This is a genomic window from Streptococcus oralis (assembly GCF_024399415.1).
GTDB lineage: Bacteria > Bacillota > Bacilli > Lactobacillales > Streptococcaceae > Streptococcus > Streptococcus oralis_CS.
Genome location: NZ_CP029257.1, coordinates 1,228,106 through 1,245,872 on the forward strand (window position 1 = coordinate 1,228,106; position 17,767 = coordinate 1,245,872).

23 protein-coding genes, 1 pseudogene and 1 other annotated feature are annotated in these 17,767 nt (G+C 42.9%); of the genes and pseudogenes, 3 read left to right on the plus strand and 21 right to left on the minus strand.

Features of this window, described 5'->3' with window-relative positions:
• Window positions 1-38: 38 nt before the first annotated feature.
• The 16 genes from DG474_RS06040 to DG474_RS06115 all read right to left on the minus strand — a co-directional run bounded on the left by DG474_RS06040 (window position 39) and on the right by DG474_RS06115 (window position 13,055).
• A complete protein-coding gene (locus DG474_RS06040) occupies window positions 39-254 on the minus strand; it encodes a YozE family protein (protein WP_001232084.1) in 216 nt (71 codons plus the stop codon).
• Window positions 251-856 carry a GrpB family protein gene (locus DG474_RS06045; RefSeq protein ID WP_255777672.1) on the minus strand — a complete coding sequence of 202 codons (606 nt, stop codon included), beginning with the start codon at window positions 854-856 and terminating at the stop codon, window positions 251-253. Before DG474_RS06045 ends, DG474_RS06040 begins: the two co-directional genes overlap by 4 nt.
• Before the next feature lie 11 nt (window positions 857-867).
• Window positions 868-1,722 carry an RNA-binding virulence regulatory protein CvfB gene (gene cvfB / locus DG474_RS06050; RefSeq protein WP_071850841.1) on the minus strand — a complete coding sequence of 285 codons (855 nt, stop codon included), beginning with the start codon at window positions 1,720-1,722 and terminating at the stop codon, window positions 868-870.
• 59 nt (window positions 1,723-1,781) lie between these two features.
• Entirely contained in the window at window positions 1,782-2,339 is a 558-nt protein-coding gene (gene frr / locus DG474_RS06055) for a ribosome recycling factor (RefSeq protein WP_001262235.1), read from the minus strand.
• A 7-nt stretch (window positions 2,340-2,346) separates the two neighbouring features.
• On the minus strand, window positions 2,347-3,084 hold the full coding sequence (gene pyrH / locus DG474_RS06060) for a UMP kinase (protein WP_000002996.1): 738 nt from the start codon (window positions 3,082-3,084) through the stop codon (window positions 2,347-2,349).
• A gap of 83 nt (window positions 3,085-3,167) precedes the next feature.
• Entirely contained in the window at window positions 3,168-4,502 is a 1,335-nt protein-coding gene (gene trmFO / locus DG474_RS06065) for a methylenetetrahydrofolate--tRNA-(uracil(54)-C(5))-methyltransferase (FADH(2)-oxidizing) TrmFO (protein ID WP_255777673.1), read from the minus strand.
• A 133-nt stretch (window positions 4,503-4,635) separates the two neighbouring features.
• Window positions 4,636-5,514 carry a 16S rRNA (cytidine(1402)-2'-O)-methyltransferase gene (rsmI, locus tag DG474_RS06070; protein WP_255777674.1) on the minus strand — a complete coding sequence of 293 codons (879 nt, stop codon included), beginning with the start codon at window positions 5,512-5,514 and terminating at the stop codon, window positions 4,636-4,638.
• 2 nt (window positions 5,515-5,516) lie between these two features.
• Window positions 5,517-5,834, minus strand: a complete 318-nt coding sequence (gene yabA, locus DG474_RS06075) for a DNA replication initiation control protein YabA (protein WP_000358229.1) — start codon at window positions 5,832-5,834, stop codon at window positions 5,517-5,519.
• A gap of 36 nt (window positions 5,835-5,870) precedes the next feature.
• Window positions 5,871-6,761, minus strand: coding sequence for a DNA polymerase III subunit delta' (locus DG474_RS06080; RefSeq protein ID WP_255777675.1), 891 nt, complete (start codon window positions 6,759-6,761; stop codon window positions 5,871-5,873).
• Window positions 6,758-7,396, minus strand: a complete 639-nt coding sequence (gene tmk / locus DG474_RS06085; RefSeq protein WP_255777677.1) for a dTMP kinase — start codon at window positions 7,394-7,396, stop codon at window positions 6,758-6,760. The genes DG474_RS06080 and tmk overlap by 4 nt, the downstream gene beginning before the upstream one ends.
• A 119-nt stretch (window positions 7,397-7,515) precedes the next feature.
• Window positions 7,516-8,313 (minus strand): pyrroline-5-carboxylate reductase, encoded by a 798-nt coding sequence (gene proC, locus DG474_RS06090; protein WP_255777678.1) that lies wholly within the window; start codon window positions 8,311-8,313, stop codon window positions 7,516-7,518.
• 3 nt (window positions 8,314-8,316) lie between these two features.
• A complete protein-coding gene (locus DG474_RS06095) occupies window positions 8,317-9,579 on the minus strand; it encodes a glutamate-5-semialdehyde dehydrogenase (RefSeq protein WP_255777679.1) in 1,263 nt (420 codons plus the stop codon).
• A 9-nt stretch (window positions 9,580-9,588) separates the two neighbouring features.
• Complete coding sequence (gene proB, locus DG474_RS06100) at window positions 9,589-10,698, minus strand: glutamate 5-kinase (protein ID WP_255777681.1); 1,110 nt, start codon at window positions 10,696-10,698, stop codon at window positions 9,589-9,591.
• A 101-nt stretch (window positions 10,699-10,799) separates the two neighbouring features.
• Window positions 10,800-11,699 carry an RluA family pseudouridine synthase gene (locus DG474_RS06105; protein WP_255777682.1) on the minus strand — a complete coding sequence of 300 codons (900 nt, stop codon included), beginning with the start codon at window positions 11,697-11,699 and terminating at the stop codon, window positions 10,800-10,802.
• Window positions 11,683-12,150 (minus strand): signal peptidase II, encoded by a 468-nt coding sequence (gene lspA / locus DG474_RS06110; RefSeq protein ID WP_049518994.1) that lies wholly within the window; start codon window positions 12,148-12,150, stop codon window positions 11,683-11,685. The genes DG474_RS06105 and lspA overlap by 17 nt, the downstream gene beginning before the upstream one ends.
• Complete coding sequence (locus tag DG474_RS06115; RefSeq protein ID WP_001025717.1) at window positions 12,147-13,055, minus strand: LysR family transcriptional regulator; 909 nt, start codon at window positions 13,053-13,055, stop codon at window positions 12,147-12,149. The genes lspA and DG474_RS06115 overlap by 4 nt, the downstream gene beginning before the upstream one ends.
• Here DG474_RS06115 and DG474_RS06120 point away from each other — a divergent pair.
• Window positions 13,048-13,122 (plus strand): annotated as a pseudogene (locus DG474_RS06120) (AraC family transcriptional regulator); the annotation flags it as partial. The gene DG474_RS06115 and the pseudogene DG474_RS06120 sit on opposite strands and share 8 nt — an antisense overlap.
• A 166-nt stretch (window positions 13,123-13,288) precedes the next feature.
• On the opposite strand, the gene rpmA reads toward DG474_RS06120, so the two are convergent.
• The 4 genes from rpmA to DG474_RS06140 form a co-directional block, all read right to left on the minus strand.
• A complete protein-coding gene (gene rpmA, locus DG474_RS06125) occupies window positions 13,289-13,582 on the minus strand; it encodes a 50S ribosomal protein L27 (protein ID WP_000916509.1) in 294 nt (97 codons plus the stop codon).
• Window positions 13,583-13,598: 16 nt separating this feature from the next.
• The gene (locus DG474_RS06130; protein WP_000613697.1) at window positions 13,599-13,943 is read right to left on the minus strand and encodes a ribosomal-processing cysteine protease Prp; all 345 of its coding nucleotides are present in this window, start codon (window positions 13,941-13,943) and stop codon (window positions 13,599-13,601) included.
• Between the two features lie 15 nt (window positions 13,944-13,958).
• Window positions 13,959-14,273 carry a 50S ribosomal protein L21 gene (rplU, locus tag DG474_RS06135; protein ID WP_000109141.1) on the minus strand — a complete coding sequence of 105 codons (315 nt, stop codon included), beginning with the start codon at window positions 14,271-14,273 and terminating at the stop codon, window positions 13,959-13,961.
• 34 nt (window positions 14,274-14,307) lie between these two features.
• Window positions 14,308-14,395: a sequence feature (ribosomal protein L21 leader region), on the minus strand.
• Between the two features lie 64 nt (window positions 14,396-14,459).
• Window positions 14,460-15,146: a YoaK family protein gene (locus DG474_RS06140; RefSeq protein WP_255777683.1), complete on the minus strand. Its 687-nt coding sequence runs from the start codon at window positions 15,144-15,146 to the stop codon at window positions 14,460-14,462.
• Between the two features lie 156 nt (window positions 15,147-15,302).
• On the opposite strand from DG474_RS06140, the gene DG474_RS06145 reads away from it, so the two are divergent.
• Window positions 15,303-16,280 (plus strand): Gfo/Idh/MocA family protein, encoded by a 978-nt coding sequence (locus tag DG474_RS06145; protein WP_255777684.1) that lies wholly within the window; start codon window positions 15,303-15,305, stop codon window positions 16,278-16,280.
• Window positions 16,277-17,359 carry a DEAD/DEAH box helicase gene (locus DG474_RS06150; protein ID WP_000850557.1) on the plus strand — a complete coding sequence of 361 codons (1,083 nt, stop codon included), beginning with the start codon at window positions 16,277-16,279 and terminating at the stop codon, window positions 17,357-17,359. The genes DG474_RS06145 and DG474_RS06150 overlap by 4 nt, the downstream gene beginning before the upstream one ends.
• 24 nt (window positions 17,360-17,383) lie before the next feature.
• On the opposite strand, the gene DG474_RS06155 is transcribed toward DG474_RS06150, so the two are convergent.
• Complete coding sequence (locus tag DG474_RS06155; RefSeq protein ID WP_255777686.1) at window positions 17,384-17,761, minus strand: YwiB family protein; 378 nt, start codon at window positions 17,759-17,761, stop codon at window positions 17,384-17,386.
• Between the last annotated feature and the right edge of the window lie 6 nt (window positions 17,762-17,767).

Sequence of the window (17,767 nt, forward strand, 5' to 3'; positions counted from 1 at the left end):
AAAGAGAACAATAAAATACTAGCCTCATCTCATTGTCTCTAGTGTTCTAAGTATTCTTGCCAGATGGCGTCAAAGTCTCCTAGGTTAAAAGAGAAGCTGGCATGCTCCTCCAAAAAGCGACTCACCTCATCAAAATCATCTGTATGTTTTGGAAAAGCTGACTCTTCAAAAGCGAGGTCTGCCAAGATGGCTTTAGGGCTATTACTTTTAGGATTGCGCTCGGTCATGAGCCAAGTGTAAAATGATTTTCTCAATTCTTTCTCCTATCAAGAGTTTTTTGATGACACTTTTCTGATTCTTGAAAATTACTGGACTTAGCCTCTGAAACGTAGTGGTTTATAAAATCTGTTTTCGCATCTGTATAGCCGTCTCGATTGTGTTCAAATTTTTTCCACAAACTTAGTTTTAATTCCTGATACGCTTGGGCAATATCTGGATGCTGGCAGAGATAATCTCTAAAATAAATCTCGTCATGATCTCCCGTCATTCGCAAATGTAGATGAAAAACTTTCTTAGCAAATCCCTGATCTGTATATCCTTTATTTAGCGAAATCCTGTTAGGACTCTCCGACATCACTAGCCACCCATTCTTCACCAATAAATCCCTAACTCTTGCTAAATCCTCTATTTTACCTACTTCTAGCAGAATATCAACGATATTTTTGGCCCAAATATTAGGGATAGCAGTGCTACCGATATGTTCTATTCTTTTAATAACATTTGCACCCAATATTTTTTTCAGATTTGCTTTTTCCGATTCATACCAGTCTTTCCACTCTGGCTTGTGCTCTACTAAAAAAATCGGAAAAAGTTGCCAGAGTTCCTCTAAACTCATTTCTTCAAGTTTCTTTATCATGTCTATAAGGCCTAAATCAACTCTGTCCCAAACTGATCTTGCTTGATTTTGCCAGCCTTCATCAAGCCACCGAGTGCTTTCTTGAACTGACCTTTAGAAATACCAAAGGTTGCTTTGATATCATCAGGAGATGACTTATCATTTAAAGTCATGAAACCGCCATTGCTTTCCAAGTAGGTCAAAATCATCTGAGCATCATTTTCCAACATTTCAAAGGAACGTGGTTTGAGCGATAGATTCAACGTGCGGTCCACTTCACGGAAACCGATGACCCGCGCATCTAAAACTTGACCCAGTCGTGGCTCTGCGTAGCGCTCGCTAGGATGGATAAAACCAAGCATGTTATTCTCTGGCAGATAGACAAAGGTCCCTGACAGCTTGAGGCGGTAAACAATGGCTGGCCAGTTTTGGTTCTGCATGTTGTTGTAAGCAGGACGAGCCAGGCGTTGGAAATCTTCCTGATAAGCCAAAAGTCCCCAGATTCGGTCTTTCTTGTCCACTTCAAGACGGATGTAGAGTTTGTCACCTTTCTTAGGCCAGAGTTCCTTGAGCTCAGGGAGGATATCGAGTGACACAACGATTTCTTTATCAGGTAGACCGGTATCGACAAAGACACCCAAGTCCTTACGAACTTCTGTTACGGTTCCCCAGCCAAATTGGTCCTGAGTGGCAGTCACTTCTAGAGTGGTCAAGCGGAGTTTTTGCTTCATATCCGTGTAGGCAAAACCTTTGACCGAATCCCCTACCGTATGCTGACCTTCTTCCTTGGCAAGAGCATAGGTCTGACCATCCTTTTGCACAAAGTAAAAACGGTCATTTTCATCGATGATGAGTCCAACGATAAAACTTGCAAGATTTGTATTCATATTTCCTTCTTTCGAATAAAACTCAGCCAGCAATGCCAACTGAGTTTTTCTGTTTATTTTTAGACTTCCAAGATTTCTTTTTCTTTATTGGCAGTCATGTCGTCGATGTGTTTCACAGCATCGTCTGTTACTTTTTGAATATCTTTTTCAAGAGTCTTCAATTCGTCTTCAGTGATTTCTTTTGCTTTTTCTTGTTTTTTAGCTTCATCCATAGCATCACGGCGGATATTGCGGACAGCCACTTTAGCATTTTCACCGACCTTCTTCACTTCTTTAGCAAGGTCACGACGAGTCTCTTCTGTAAGAGCTGGGATAACCAAGCGGATCACAGAACCGTCATTAGCTGGTGTAATACCAAGATCAGAAGCGTTCAAGGCACGTTCGATGTCTTTCAATGAAGACTTGTCAAATGGTGTTACCAACAAAACACGCGCTTCTGGAATAGTAATTGAAGCGATTTGGTTAAGAGGAGTTTCGACTCCATAGTATTCTACATGGATACGGTCTAGCAAGCTTGCGTTGGCACGACCGGCACGGATACCACCAAATTCACGAGCAAGTGATTGGTGAGACTGGGTCATTCTTTCTTTAGCTTTTTCTACAATTGCATTAGCCATAATTTTCTTATTCCTTTTCTTCGATATTGTTTGAAACTGTTGTTCCGATATTTTCACCAAATACGACACGTTTGATGTTGCCTGGTTGGTTCATGTTAAAGACAACCAAGTCAATGTCGTTGTCCATAGAGAGGGTTGAAGCAGTTGAGTCCATGATACGAAGACCTTTATTGATAACATCACGGTGGGTCAATTCTTCAAACTTAACGGCAGTTTTGTCTTTCTTAGGATCGGCATTGTAAACACCGTCTACACCATTTTTAGCCATAAGGATGGCATCCGCTTCGATTTCAGCTGCACGAAGGGCTGCTGTTGTATCTGTTGAGAAGTAAGGTGAACCAATCCCAGCACCAAAGATAACGATACGACCCTTTTCAAGGTGGCGAAGGGCACGTCCACGTACATAAGGTTCTGCCACTTGTTGCATCGCAATGGCAGTTTGCACACGCGTATCGACACCAACTTGTTGCAATGAATCTGCCATCACAAGAGCATTCATCACGGTCCCAAGCATTCCAGTGTAATCTGCCTGAACACGGTCCATTCCTGCTTCTGCAGCAGGTTCCCCACGCCAGAGATTTCCTCCACCAATAACAAGGGCAATTTCGATACCTAAGCTATGAACTTCTTGAATCTCTTTTGCGATTGTTTGAACTGTCTGGATATCAATCCCTACGCCACGTTCACCGGCAAGGGCTTCACCTGATAACTTGATTAAAATACGTTTATACTTGGGATTCGCCATTTTTACTCTCCTTTTTTTATCCTACCTATTTTATCACAATTTCTAAGATTTTTATAGTGCCATGAGCAATTCTTTCAAAAAAATTAGACAGTTAAAAATTCCTCTAAGTCCTGAAGAGCACGTTCTGCAATTTTTTCATAACGAGCCTTCTTATCACGGATACGCTCGCCTTCCAACTCCTTGATAATGCCAAAGTTGACATTCATGGGTTGGAAATGTTTGCTATCAGCGTGAGTGATGTAATGAGCTAGACTTCCGATCGCTGTGGTCTCTGGGAAGATAGCTTCACTTTCACCCTTGAAGAGTCGAGCCGCGTTAATACCTGCAACCAAGCCTGAGGCTGCTGACTCAACATAGCCTTCCACACCCGTCATTTGACCAGCAAAGAAGAGGTTGGGTTGTTTCTTAGAACGGTAAGTCTGTTCAAGAAGATTTGGTGAATCCATGTAAGAATTGCGGTGCATGACCCCATAACGGACAAACTCAGCATTTTCAAGACCTGGAATCATTTGGAAAACACGCTTTTGCTCCCCCCATTTGAGGTGGGTTTGGAAACCAACGATATTGTAGAGGCTACCAGCCGCATTGTCCTGACGAAGCTGGACAACTGCATACGGTGTTTTGAACTCCCCGTCACGAGGGCCTGTATAATCGTCTGGATACTCTAAACCGACTGGTTTCATCGGACCATAAAGCATGGTTTTAATGCCACGCTTAGCCATGACTTCGATAGGCATACAACCTTCAAAGTACTTTTCTTTTTCAAACGAATTGAGCGGGGCTTCTTCCGCATTGACCAATGCTTCATGGAAATCCATAAATTCTTGCTTGGTCATAGGGGCATTGAGGTAGGCTGCTTCTCCCTTGTCATAACGAGACTTGAGATAGACCTTGCTCATATCGATGGTATTGACATCGATAATCGGCGCCGCCGCATCGTAGAAATAGAATCCATCCCCATCATTAAGGGCATGAATCTTTTCAGCTAAGGCATCACTAGTCAAAGGACCAGTAGCGACAACTGTAATTACATCAGTCGGCAATTCTGTAATTTCATCACGAACCACCTCAATCAAGGGGTGGTTGGCTACTTTTTCGGTCACCATTTGAGAGAAACCATCGCGGTCCACCGCAAGCGCACCACCTGCAGGAACACGTGTAGCCTCGGCAGATTCCAAGATGACCGAACCCAAGCGACGCATTTCTTCCTTGAGGAGACCCACTGCATTTGTCAGAGCATCGCCACGAAGAGAATTGGAACAAACCAACTCCGCAAAATTATCTGTTTTATGCTGAGGTGTTGACTTGACACCACGCATTTCATAGAGTTTAACTGGAATACCACGTTCTGCGATTTGGTAGGCTGCTTCAGAACCTGCTAAACCTGCTCCGATAACATTGATATAAGATTGAGACACGACACTAATACCTCTTTGGGTGGAAACTAAGTCCAAATAAAAACAAGCTACTAGACTATTTGACACCCACAAATCTTTCTAAATTTTCTTTTACTAGTATAACAAAAAAAGGGAAGAAGGCAAACTTCCCTGTTTAGTCATTTTCTTGATTTTCTTCCCAATCGTGGTAGGCAGCGTAAAGCTGGCTTTTATTCCACTGATATATCTTTGCGACTTCCTTAATAGCTTGATTTTTCTTCATGCCTTGCTGGATACGAGATTGGATTTCTGAAAACAAGTCCTCCTCGTCCTTTTCCTCCACATCCTGACTGTCACCTTCAACGATGAGAAGGCATTCGCCCTTGAGTGGCGTTTCAGCGATGCTTTCTAGCAGCTCTGAAATCTTTCCTCGTTGGTATTCTTCATAGATTTTAGTCAATTCCCTGACCAAGACTACCGAGCGATCGCCGTATACTGCTAGCATATTTTCCAATGTATCTGATACACGGTGGGGTGATTCATAGAAAATCTGAGTTTCTTGATAGGCTTTTTTGGCTTGAAAAAATTGCTTTTGCTGGCCTGATTTTCTCGGTAAGAAACCGTAAAAGATATGTGGCTGTGGCGCTAGGCCACTGGCAATCAAGGCAGAAATTCCTGCAGAGGCACCCGGAACTGTAACAACTGCGATTTCTTCCTCAATAGCTGCCTTGACCAAATCATGACCAGGGTCCGAGATACTAGGCAGACCCGCATCAGAAACCTGAGCAATACTTTGTCCTGCTTTCAAGAAACCAATCAAATCAGGAATTTTTTCCTTGGCATTGTGCTCGTGAAAACTAATCTGCTTAGTAGAAATGTCAAAATGCTTGAGTAAAAGCCCTGTATTGCGCGTGTCCTCAGCAGCAATCCAGTCCACCTCTTTCAAGGTCTGAATGGCACGAAAAGTCATATCATCTAGATTGCCAATCGGCGTTGCTACTAGGTAAAGCTTGCCATAGGGAGATTGTCCCTTAAAACTTTTTTGAATCTGCATGCTTACTCCCTATATAACAACTCATCACAGAACATACATTCCTCGTCCTGCTCTCGGCGCTGTCCATAAAAATCATTACATACGTGAAACCCATCTTTATAGATTCGGCGGACGCTTTCACGAACGTGCTTGGCCTTAACAGGTGTATCTGCTTCCACCTCGCCTAAGCGTTCGCGCAACTTACTATTTTCCAATCGAAGAGCTGTATTTTCCTCTACCAGGCTCTTGAGATTTTTCTTGATGGCTTCCACATCGGCCAAGGTCACCAATAACTGTTGGGAAAAATCGTCCAGTGCATCAAATAATTCTTTTTTGTCCATAAACCAGCCCTTTCCTTTCTTTATCCTTCATTGAGTTTATATTTCTTTCAAGACCAGATATTCCATGGCATTTTGAAAGCTAACATTGGCTTGCCACATTTTTCTAGCTTCTAGCAAATCTTGTAAAATCTGTCGCATCCTTGCTTGTAAGAGATCCTGTCCACAGAGCACTTCGAGGATCCGCAAAACTTGATCTTGTTTTTCCTTGTCATCTGCCAGGCTAACTAATTTGGCTACCTGCAAATAACTCTCTCTCTTCTTGGCTAATAACCAAGTCAGTAGGCGCTCACTTTCATCCACCAAGGTCCAAAAACTAGCCTGATTGACCAACTTTTCAGCTTCAGCTCGTGATTGACAAAACTGGGCTAAGAGAATCGCTTTTTTCTTGACCAGACCTGCTTGTTCTAATTGAAGAATGAGCTTTTCTTCTTGCTTTTTAAAATGGAAAATCTGCGTCCGACTACGGATGGTCGGCAAGATCTTTTCCTCATCGCTGGTTAAGAAGAAAATGTAAGCTTCACTCTGGGGTTCTTCGATGACCTTGAGCAAAGAATTGGCTGCGTTGGGATGCATTTTATCCGCCTGCTCGATAATAAAAACCTGTTGCTGGCTTTCAATCCCTGCTTGGGAAAACTGTCCCACTAATTCTCGAATCCGTTCTGTCTTGATGACCTGATTGACTGGCTTGATTAAAGTAACATCGGGAAATTCTTCCTGTTCAATCAGCTTGCAGTTTCGGCATTTCTCACATGGTAAAACGCCTACTTTATCCGTACAAAAGAGGCTCTTAGCCAAAAACTGCGCCATTTCCAAGCTTCCAAAGAATCCCGAAAAGAGATAGGCGTGATTGAGCTGGTCTTGTTCTAGGATACGGACAAAGCGGTCAAACTGCTCTGGCTGCCAAGCCTTTAGTTGATCTTGTTTCATTTAGCCAAGCCCATTCTGTCAAATAAGACAGCCTTGGTCGTTTCCACAACTTGCTCCAAAGGAAGACTCGCATCAATCTTGACCATGCGATTTCCTTCTTTGTCCAGAAGAGAAAGATAGCCTTGACGGACTTTTTTGTGCAAGTCTAAGCCTTCCATGTCCAAACGATTGACCTCGCGGTCACTATTAGCAGCAATGCGAGCCAGCCCTTCTTCCACCTCAATGTCAAAATAGAGGGTCAAATCGGGTTTGAGGCCATCTGTCGCAAAGTGATTGAGCCAATCAATGGCATCAATATCCAAGCCACGTCCAAATCCCTGATAAGCAACGGAACTATCGATGAAGCGGTCCATAATGACCAACTTACCAGTTTCAAGTGCAGGCAGAACTTTTTCTACCAAATGCTGTCTGCGACTGGCAATATAGAGAAGGAGTTCTGTTTTAGGATCCATCTGAGTATGACTTGGATCTAAAATCACTTCCCGAATCTTCTCTCCAATCAAGACTCCACCTGGCTCACGGGTCGTCAGTACCTCTACTCCTTTTTCCTCTAAAATTGGGAGCAGAGCCTCTAAAACACTGGTCTTTCCTGCTCCCTCTGGTCCCTCAAGAGAGACTAAAAATCCTTTTGACATGTCTAACTCATTTCTTTTTTACTACTTCTATTCTATCAAAAAAATGAGGGTTTGTGACAATCTTTTTGTGTCTTCTCCATTCAATCGACCATAAAAGAGGCTGGGAGTCATCCAACCTCTTATTTACCTAGTTCTTGTGTTCGTTTATAGGCTTGATGAACTGCGTCCATGACGGTGCCTCTAAAGGCATGTTCTTCCAGACTTGCTACGCCAGCGATAGTCGAACCTCCTGGGCTACAAACTTGGTCTTTCAATACTCCAGGATGTTGCTGACTTTCGAGAACCATTTGTCCAGCGCCAACTACTGTCTGGGCTGCCATTTTCAAAGCCATTTCTCGTGGCAATCCTGTCTGTACACCCGCATCTGCCAAAGCCTCGATAAAGAGATAGACAAAGGCCGGTCCACAACCTGCGAGACCTGTCGCCGCATCGATTAAGCCATCCCCAAGTTCAACCAAAAGACCAGCCTTGGCTAATAATTGACAAAAGAGTTCACTGTCCTCAGCACGACAGTTTTCTGACATGGCATAACTAATCACTCCTTGCCCGATAGCCACTGGAGTATTGGGCATGATGCGAATGATTCGGTGGTAACTTGGAAGAAGTCTAGCCAGTTTTTCCAAAGTCAATCCAGCTGCCATGGAAATCAAAAGAAGACTCTCTCTTTTTTCAAGGATAGTCTGGTATTGAGCAAGCAGTTCAGAAAACTGAGCTGGCTTTACTCCTAGAAAAATCACATCTGCTTCTGCAAAAATTTCTTCATTGCTGGAAGCCTGACCGCCAAAGTTGGCGATGAAAGCATCTACTTTTGCTTGACTACGATTGGCAAGGAGAATCTGTTGATCCGTCTTGGCCTGCAAGACAGCCTTGGCCAAGCTAGCTCCCATATTTCCCAAGCCGATAAATCCAATCTTCATCTCTTACTCCCTTACCTGTCCGTCACCAGTAACCACATACTTGTAGCTTGTCAACTCTTTCAAGCCCATTGGCCCACGCGCATGCAATTTTTGAGTAGAAATTCCCATTTCACATCCAAGACCAAATTGCCCACCATCAGTAAAACGAGTCGAGGCATTGACATAAACCGCGGCAGAGTCCACTTGATCTGTAAAGTAAGCTGCAGCTTCAGCATTTTCTGTCACAATGGCATCCGAATGATGGGTACTATGGCCTTCAATATGCGCAACCGCTTCTTCTAAACTACTCACAACCTTAACCGCTAGGACATAGTCTAAAAACTCAGTGTCAAAGTCTTGAGCCTCAGCTTCTCGACCTGAAACATACTGACTTGCTTTGCTATCCAAACGAAATTGAATTGGTTCTAGTCCAGCTTCCTTACGCTCTGCAACCAGCACTTGTTCCAATCGAGGAAGAAAGCTTGCTGCCTTGGCTTCATGAACCAGCAAGACCTCCATGGCATTGCAGACAGAAGGACGACTGGTTTTAGCATTGTTGATGATGGCTAGAGCCTTGTCTTCATCGGCATCCTTATCTACATAGACATGGACAATCCCAGTTCCTGTCTCAATAACAGGCACGATAGCATTTTCAACAACAGCATTGATCAAGCCAGCGCCTCCACGAGGAATGAGAAGGTCTAGATAGCCCTTGGCCTTCATCATATCATAGCTACTTTCACGGCTAGTATCTTCCACCAGTTGAATCACATCTGGATGGATTGTGGTCGTCTCCAAGCCCTTCTTCAAAGCTGTGACAATAGCATGAGCAGTTTGGTAGGCATCCTTACCACTACGAAGAACGACCGCATTGCCACTTTTGAGAGCCAAAGCAGCCGCGTCAGACGTCACATTTGGACGGCTTTCATAGATAATACCGATAACCCCCATGGCCACACGCTTCTTAGTAATAACCAAGCCATTTTCAAGCTGACTTGTTTCTAGGACTTCACCAATAGGATCTGGTAAAGCAACCACTTCACGAATCCCTCTTGCCATCGCTTCTATACGTCCCTCATCCAAATAAAGACGGTCTAGCATGACATCTGAGATTTTCCCCTTGGCCGCTGCCATATCGAGGGCATTGGCCTCTAGAATCTCCTCAGTAGCTGCCAATAACTGATCAGCCATGGCTAGCAAGGCTTGGTTTTTCACTACTTCACTAGCAGTATTGATTGATTTCTTAACAGCCTGTACCTGTTCGAATTGTTCTTGTGTACTTACCATCGTTCACCTCTAAAATTCTGTAAAGAGCAGCTGGATTTCAGGAGTGATGGAAATCCAGTCATCACGGTGAATCAAGACTCCCTTAGCTTTTTGAGAACGGAGCATATCTTCTAGAGCTGAGACGCCAAATTGGACACGTCCCTTTCCAAGAGATTGACCTGTTTCTTTATCTGCTACTGTTACAATATCGTTGTAAGAGAAGTTTCCTTCCACTTCTACCACACCCGATAAAAGGAGACTTTTCCCGTTTTTTGAAAGTGCCTCTGCAGCTCCACCATCTACCCAAATCGTTCCCTGACTTTGAGCATAGAAGGCCAGCCATTGTTTCTGGGTACGAAGTCCCTTCTCTTGCGCAACAAAGAAGGAACCATCCCTAGTTTCTTCAGCTGCCTCAATCAAGGCATCTGATTTCAAGGAGGAGCAAATATAGACTGGCACACCTGACTCCGTCGCAATAGTTGCAGCTTTGATTTTTGTCAGCATGCCCCCAGTACCGTTTGACGAACCTGCTCCACCAGCCATATCAATAATCTCACGATTGATAGTCTCGATTTTCTCAAGACGTTTAGCTCTTGGATCTGAGTTGGGATTTCCAGTATAGAGACCGTCCACATCAGTCAAGAGAACCAAAAGATCCGCTTGAACCATCGCTGCTACCTGGGCACTCAGAGTGTCATTATCACCTACCTTGAGCTCATCAATAACGACACTGTCATTCTCGTTGATGATGGGGATTGCACCACGATGAAGCAATACAGACAAGGCCTGGTGGGCATTCTTATAGCGACGTTTATCTACAAAATCATCCTGTGTCAGCAAGATTTGTGCAGAAACGATCTGGCGCATGAGGAGGTTGGTTGTGTACTCTTCTAGCAGCAATCCTTGGCCTACTGCAGCCGAGGCCTGCTTATCTGCAATCTTGGTCGGACGTTTTTTAAAACCCAAAGCTCCAAATCCAGCGGCAACTGCCCCAGATGACACTAAAATCAACTCATGTCCAGCCTCATGCAGCATAGCCAATTGCTGGGTAATTGCCTTTACTTTACTTCTTGATAAACTCCCGTCTTCATTTGTTAAGGAGGAGGTCCCTACCTTAAAGACGATTCGTTTGTACTTCATATTCTCACTCCGATTCTTCATATTTATCCATTATAACATGAATACTTTAAAATAGAAAAGACTTGAAATGAAAAAGGTTGAGACAAGGCATCTCAACTCTTTTATCTATTCTCAGTTTTACGCAATCTTTCCAGCGTTTCTTTAAAAATCTCTGGAATATCTGCTGTGAACTCCAAGGTTTCACCTGTTCTCGGATGGGTAAAACCTAGAGTCTTGGCATGGAGAAACTGTCCATGTCCTTTCAAAGTCTTACGAGGACCATAGACTTCATCACCAGCGACTGGATGGCCAATATAAGCCATATGAACACGGATTTGGTGAGTACGCCCTGTTTCCAGTTGCAACTCTAGCAAACTATAATCTCCAAAGCGTTCCAAGACGTGAAAACGAGTCACTGCTGGCTTCCCTTTAGCAGTCACAGCCTGTTTCTTACGGTCTTTTTCACTACGACCAATCGGGGCTTCAATGACACCACGATCATTTGGCAGATTACCGTGAACAATTGCCCAGTATTTACGTAGAGACTTCTTATCTTTTAACTCTTGGGCAAGTGCCAAGTGGGCCTCATCATTTTTTGCAATCATAAGGAGGCCAGACGTGTCCTTGTCAATGCGGTGAACGATACCCGGCCGGAGAACACCATTGATACCTGACAAGTCCTTGATATGGTACATGAGGGCATTGACCAAGGTTCCGCTAGTATGACCAGCACTCGGATGCACCACCATCCCCTGAGGTTTGTTAACAACGGCCACATCCTCATCTTGGTAGATGATATCTAGCGGAATATCTTCAGCCACATACTCTAAAACCTCTGGTTCTGGCACATGATAGGTGATGATATCCCCCTCTTGGACAGTGTATTTGGCTTTCTTGGCTTGCCCATTAACCAAAACTTGTCCAGCCTTGATTTGTTCATTCGCGAGACTGCGTGACAATTCTGTCAGATCTGACAGAGCCTTGTCTAGACGTTGCCCACCAGTTTCAATTTTTATTTCCATTTACTTCCTCTTTAAGCATTGCAATCAATAAAACAATCACACCAACTGTCAAATAGCTGTCAGCCACATTGAAAATCGCAAAGTTGATAAAGTCTAGGTGAAACATATCCACCACAAAACCTTGACTCATTCTGTCGATAAAGTTGCCCAGACCTCCCGCTATTATCAGGGTCAGTCCAAAAACCAACCAGAGAGAATCCTCCATGTGTTTATGTAGATACCAAATGGCACCTACCATGACGACCAGTGTAATGACAGCAAATAACCACTGCTGATCTTGCAGCATAGAGAAGGCTGCTCCTCTATTTTGCAGGTAGGTCAAGCTAACGAGATTGGGGATCCACGAACGCACTTCACCTAGTGGAATCTGCTGGACAACATAATTTTTGACCAACTGATCCAGCCCAATCAAAAGCAGTGCAATGACTGCTACTATTCCTCTTTTTTTCATGATTTCCTCTTTTGATCAAAATATTCTTGCATGACTTCTACGAAAAGAGTCCCAGCTTGGCTAAGCTCCACTTCTTCCCGTTTGACATAGACCATGCGGTTATCTAGATTATCCTTGAGACGAATGACTGTGATGCCATTAACACTGTCACTATCTAAAAACCCAGATCCAGTTGCATAAGCATCCGTCCGCTCCAAAATACCATTCAAAGTAGCACGGTCCGTCACATTAAACATCTGCGAGCTCGCGCTGGTGTCGACAAAGTTCTCTGAATAGTATAGATACTCATCCTTTTCCTGAGTGAAACGAACCGTTGGCAGATCCGCTAGATCCTCCATGACCAATTCCTCTTTCTGTGCTAAAGGATGCCCTTCACGAAGATAAATGTGAGTCTGGAAAGGAATTAGTTCAATAACTTCTAAACCAAGTTTTTCAACCCGTTGCATGATTCCCTTTTTATTTTGGTTGTTGAGGTAGATAATCCCAATCTCACTGTGTCCTTGGGCCACTTCATCTAAGATTTGAACTGTAGTAGACTCAAAAATACGAAAGTTCTTATAATCAGGATAACGTTCTGAAAAGGCCGTAATGGTTGGTGGCAAGAAGTCATAGTGTTGACTGGCAATGGAAAATTCATCCTTTTCTTCCTCAGGATTGGCATACTGATTTTGAAAAACATCAAAGCCTTTGACCAATTCTTGCGCTTTCTCATAAAATTCCATTCCACGACGAGTCAAAAATGTTCCCGAACTTGTTCGACGGAAAATCTTAAAACCCAACTCTTTTTCCAAATCGCGCACAGAAATAGACAGACTCGGCTGACTAACATACATCTTTTCAGCAGCTTCACGGAAAGTACCACTATTGGCAATGGCCACAACATAGCGTAATTGTTGAATGTTCATCTTTTACCCCCAACTTCTCTATCTGTTCATTATACCATATTTCAGAATTTTTCCAAAAAAGAAAAAAGTGTCCATCAAAAGTTTAAATCTAACTACTCTCTATTAAATTAAATATAGATATCAAAACAAAAAAACAGGCTCTCCGAAAACTCGGAAAGCCTTATTTTATGCTAGTTCTAGCTTCCTCGCCTTTTCATTTCAAGGCTCGGGATAAAAAGGTTCACTGAACCTTTTTATTTTGCGATTGGGTAAACAGAAACTTGTTTCTTATCGCGACCTTTACGTTCAAAGCGTACTACGCCTTCAACTTTAGCGAACAAAGTATCGTCTCCACCACGTCCAACGTTTACACCTGGGTAGATGTGTGTACCACGTTGACGGTAAAGGATTGATCCACCTGTTACAGTTTGTCCGTCAGCTGCTTTAGCTCCAAGACGTTTCGCTTGTGAATCACGTCCGTTTGATGTAGAACCTCCACCTTTTTTGTGGGCGAAAAGTTGCAAGTTGTTAAGAGTCATTTTTAACATAATGTTTTCCTCCGTGTTAGTTTTCTGTGATAACTCTGGTTTGGACGAACTCAGAAGAGTTCTCCGATAAGTTTGCCATACCTAAGAAAAATGATTCGAAGAATAACTGGGTCATTTCTCTCTGGTGTGAAGGAAGATCCGCTGGTATTTCAACCTTTAGATAGCCACCTTCATCTTCGTTTAATTCTAAGATTGGTTCATAGCCTGCAAATTTCTCAATGGAATTGATAAAGTTAATGGCAAGCGTAGAAACCGATGCACACACGACATCTAAGCCGTATTCGCCACTTTCGGCGTGTCCAGTAATTTCCGCACTCCTCAGCTCGCCATCTTCGGCTCTCTCAAAGACTGCTTGTATCATGTGTTCTCCTTAAAATTAAGCGTTGATCGCGTTGATGACAACTTTTGTATATGGTTGACGGTGACCTTGTTTACGGTGGCTACCTTTTTTAGGTTTGTACTTGTAAGTAACAACTTTCTTTTGTTTTCCTTGTTTTTCAACAGTTCCAACTACAGTAGCTCCAGCAACAAGTGGAGTCCCGACAACAGTGTTTTCACCACCAACAAGAACAACTTCGTTAAAAGTAACTTCTTGACCAGCTTCAACGTTCAATTTTTCAACGTAAACTGCTTGACCAACTTCAACTTTAACTTGTTTTCCGCCAGTTTTGATAATTGCGTATGTGCTCATTATGCACCTCCTATGATTTTTAGGGTTTCCCCGTATTTTTGTGAAGACTCGCCTAGCATCGTGGGACGAACCACTTTATACTCACTATGTGAGCAACGATGTTCGTGCGGTTGCACAGGATTGTGCATAGTCAACTCTTCAAGTATAGCATATCTTCTTTTTTCTTACAAGCGAAATCAATCAAATTTAAGCTTTTTCTTTCCCTTTTTTTCTCCAAGAAGCAAAAAGCATACTGAAGTAAAAGATACTCATCATAAGAGGAACACCTAGAATTGTCTTCTCCTGATAATAAATCGTCAAATAAGCTGAAAAAACAACTCCAAAGACAAAACTGCTAAGCAAGCTAACAAAAATCAAGCCCTCTCGTAGGAAAGGCGTATGCTTGGTCCGGAAATAATCTCCAAAAGCCAACATGGTTCGTTTGATATTCCCTGTCATAAAAGCATTATTATAGGCAATACCTGACACTTCTCCAAAAGCAGTTGTCACCAATCCCATACAAAAGGCCAAGGGCGGTACGAGATAGATATTATTAACCGTTTGCGGTACAAAGCCTATAATTAGGGACAGGACTGCAAGAGGAATCAAGGACAAAATCGGCTTTTTAACAATTCGTAGTTTTTCCTTATACAATGTCAGAAAAAAGACACCCATCATAAAGGAAAACAAGGTCATTACTTTAGCACTAGCATCCGAGACATTCTGCTGAATGAGTCCTACAGAAAGAAAGACGACATTCCCTGTTTGTCCAGCCACAAGGGTGTTCCCTCGCACGATAAAGGTATAGGCATCGACATATCCTGCGCAAAAAGTCAAAAAAAGCGCTAGTCTCTTAGACTGACGTGATATTCTCCTTATTGGTAATAATCTCATTTTCTCCCCCCTTCTCATTTCATCTACTTATCTAAATATTGTACCACTTTATCCAAGAAATTCGTAGCCCATTTGAAAATTTTTACCATCTGTTGGATAGTCCTTCTTTTCTATGTTATAATGAAGGAAGGATTTGAAGTCGGAAAAGGAGTATTTATGCTTAAATTAGGTATCATCGGAACAGGGGCTATTAGCCATCATTTCATAGAAGCAGCCCATGCTAGCGGAGAATACCAGCTGGTTGCAGTCTATTCTAGAAAACGAGAAACTGCCGCAACCTTTGCTTCTTGCTATGAAAATATCCAACTCTTTGATCAATTAGAAGACTTCTTTAAGTCTTCCTTTGATGTGGTCTATATCGCCAGTCCAAACTCCTTGCATTTTGTTCAAGCCAAGGCTGCCTTGTCTGCTGGTAAGCACGTCATTCTTGAAAAGCCAGCTGTCACTCAGCCACAAGAATGGCTGAATTTGAGACAGACAGCTGAGAAAAATCACTGTTTTATCTTTGAAGCGGCTCGTAATTACCACGAGGAAGCTTTTACTACTATTAAGGTTTTTTTGGCAGACAAGCAAATTTGGGGAGCAGATTTCAACTATGCCAAGTATTCTTCCAAGATGCCTGACTTATTGGCTGGACAGACGCCAAATGTCTTTTCAGATCGTTTTGCTGGTGGAGCCCTTATGGATTTGGGGATTTATCCTCTCTATGCTGCTATTCGCCTCTTTGGAAAGGCTCAGGACGCGACCTATCAGGCTAAACAGCTTAACAATAGCATTGACCTAAATGGAGACGGTATCCTCTTCTACCCTGACTTTCAAGTTCATATCAAAGCTGGGAAAAACATCACTTCCAATCTTCCTTGTGAGATTTACACAGCAGATGGAACCTTGACCCTCAACACGATTGAGCATGTCCGCTCAGCTATTTTTACCAACCACCAAGGAAATCAAGTTCAACTCCCTATCCAACAGGCTCCTCATACGATGACTGAGGAAGTTGCTGCATTTGCACACATGATCCAGCAACCAGACCAGAAACTTTATCAGAACTGGCTGGATGATGCAGGTTCTATTCATGAGCTACTATATACTATGCGCCAGACTGCTGGCATTAGATTTGAGGCAGAAAAATGAAAACCAAACTACCTACTGAATGGCAAGAACTGAGCGACCAACTCGGTTTCCAAGACTTCACTCCCATTCAGACTCAACTTTTTGAACCTATAACAGAAGGGGAAAATATTCTTGGAGTCAGTCCCACTGGTACAGGGAAGACTTTAGCCTATCTCCTACCTAGTCTTCTCAAACTGCAAAAGAAAAAAGCCCAACAACTCTTGATCCTAGCACCAAATACAGAACTAGCTGGACAGATTTTTGAAGTCACTAAAACTTGGGGTGAGGCCACTGGCTTAACTGCTCAGCTATTTCTATCAGGTTCGAGCCAAAAACGCCAAATTGAGCGTCTGAAAAAGGGACCAGAAATTCTGATTGGAACACCTGGCCGTATCTTTGAGTTGATTAAATTGAAAAAAATCAAGATGATGAATGTGGAAACCATCATCCTGGATGAATTTGATCAATTGCTCGATGATTCTCAAATTCACTTTGTCGAGAAAATCACCCACTACGCACCTCGTGACCACCAACTCATCTACATGAGTGCGACGACCAAGTTTGACCAAAAAAAGATTGCACCAAACACGCGCACCATTGATCTCTCAGATCAAAAACTGGACAACATCCAACACTTCTACATGCAGGTAGACCAACGTCACCGAGTAGACATGCTACGAAAGCTGGCTCATGTTGAGGATTTCCGCGGACTAGTTTTCTTTAATAGCCTATCAGATCTTGGAAGTGCAGAAGAAAAATTACAGTATCGTGATGTCTTGGCTGTCTCCCTCGCTAGTGATGTCAATGTTAAATTTCGAAAAGTCATATTAGAAAAATTTAAGAACAAACAGCTAACCCTGCTCCTTGCAACTGACCTTTTGGCACGTGGAATTGATATCGATAGTCTAGAATGTGTCGTAAACTTCGACGTCCCTAGAGATATGGAAACCTATACCCACCGTGCTGGCCGTACAGGTCGCATGGGCAAAGAGGGCTATGTTATCACTCTCGTAACCCATCCTGAAGAACTGAAAAAACTCAAGAAATTCGCAAGTGTTCGTGAAATTGTCCTAAAAAATCAAGAACTCTATATCAAATAAGGTTGGCATTCGCCAACCTTTTTCTTATCCCCAAGTAATTTCTAATTGATAGCTGGCAAAGGGGTGTCCCTCTTGGTTTTGCAGTTGATAGGCGAGTTCAATCTTTTGCCCATCCAGTTGATAACGATTCGTTTGAATGATAAATTCCTGCATCCCCATTGGAGTCGGAATATAGGCTAAACTATCACTATCCTTTAGAAATCTCATAATAGTCTTCGGATTGGAAAAACGGGTCATCACCAGTTCTTGACCATGAAACTTGAGAACCACTTTTTCTTTTTCCTCATTATAAAAAAGCAGATAGCTATAATCCCCTTTTTCACACACTTCCACGTCATAAAGCTGGTCAATCACTTCCAACTGTTCATCAAACTGAATCCTATTTCGCATCCGAATCTTCACATCAGG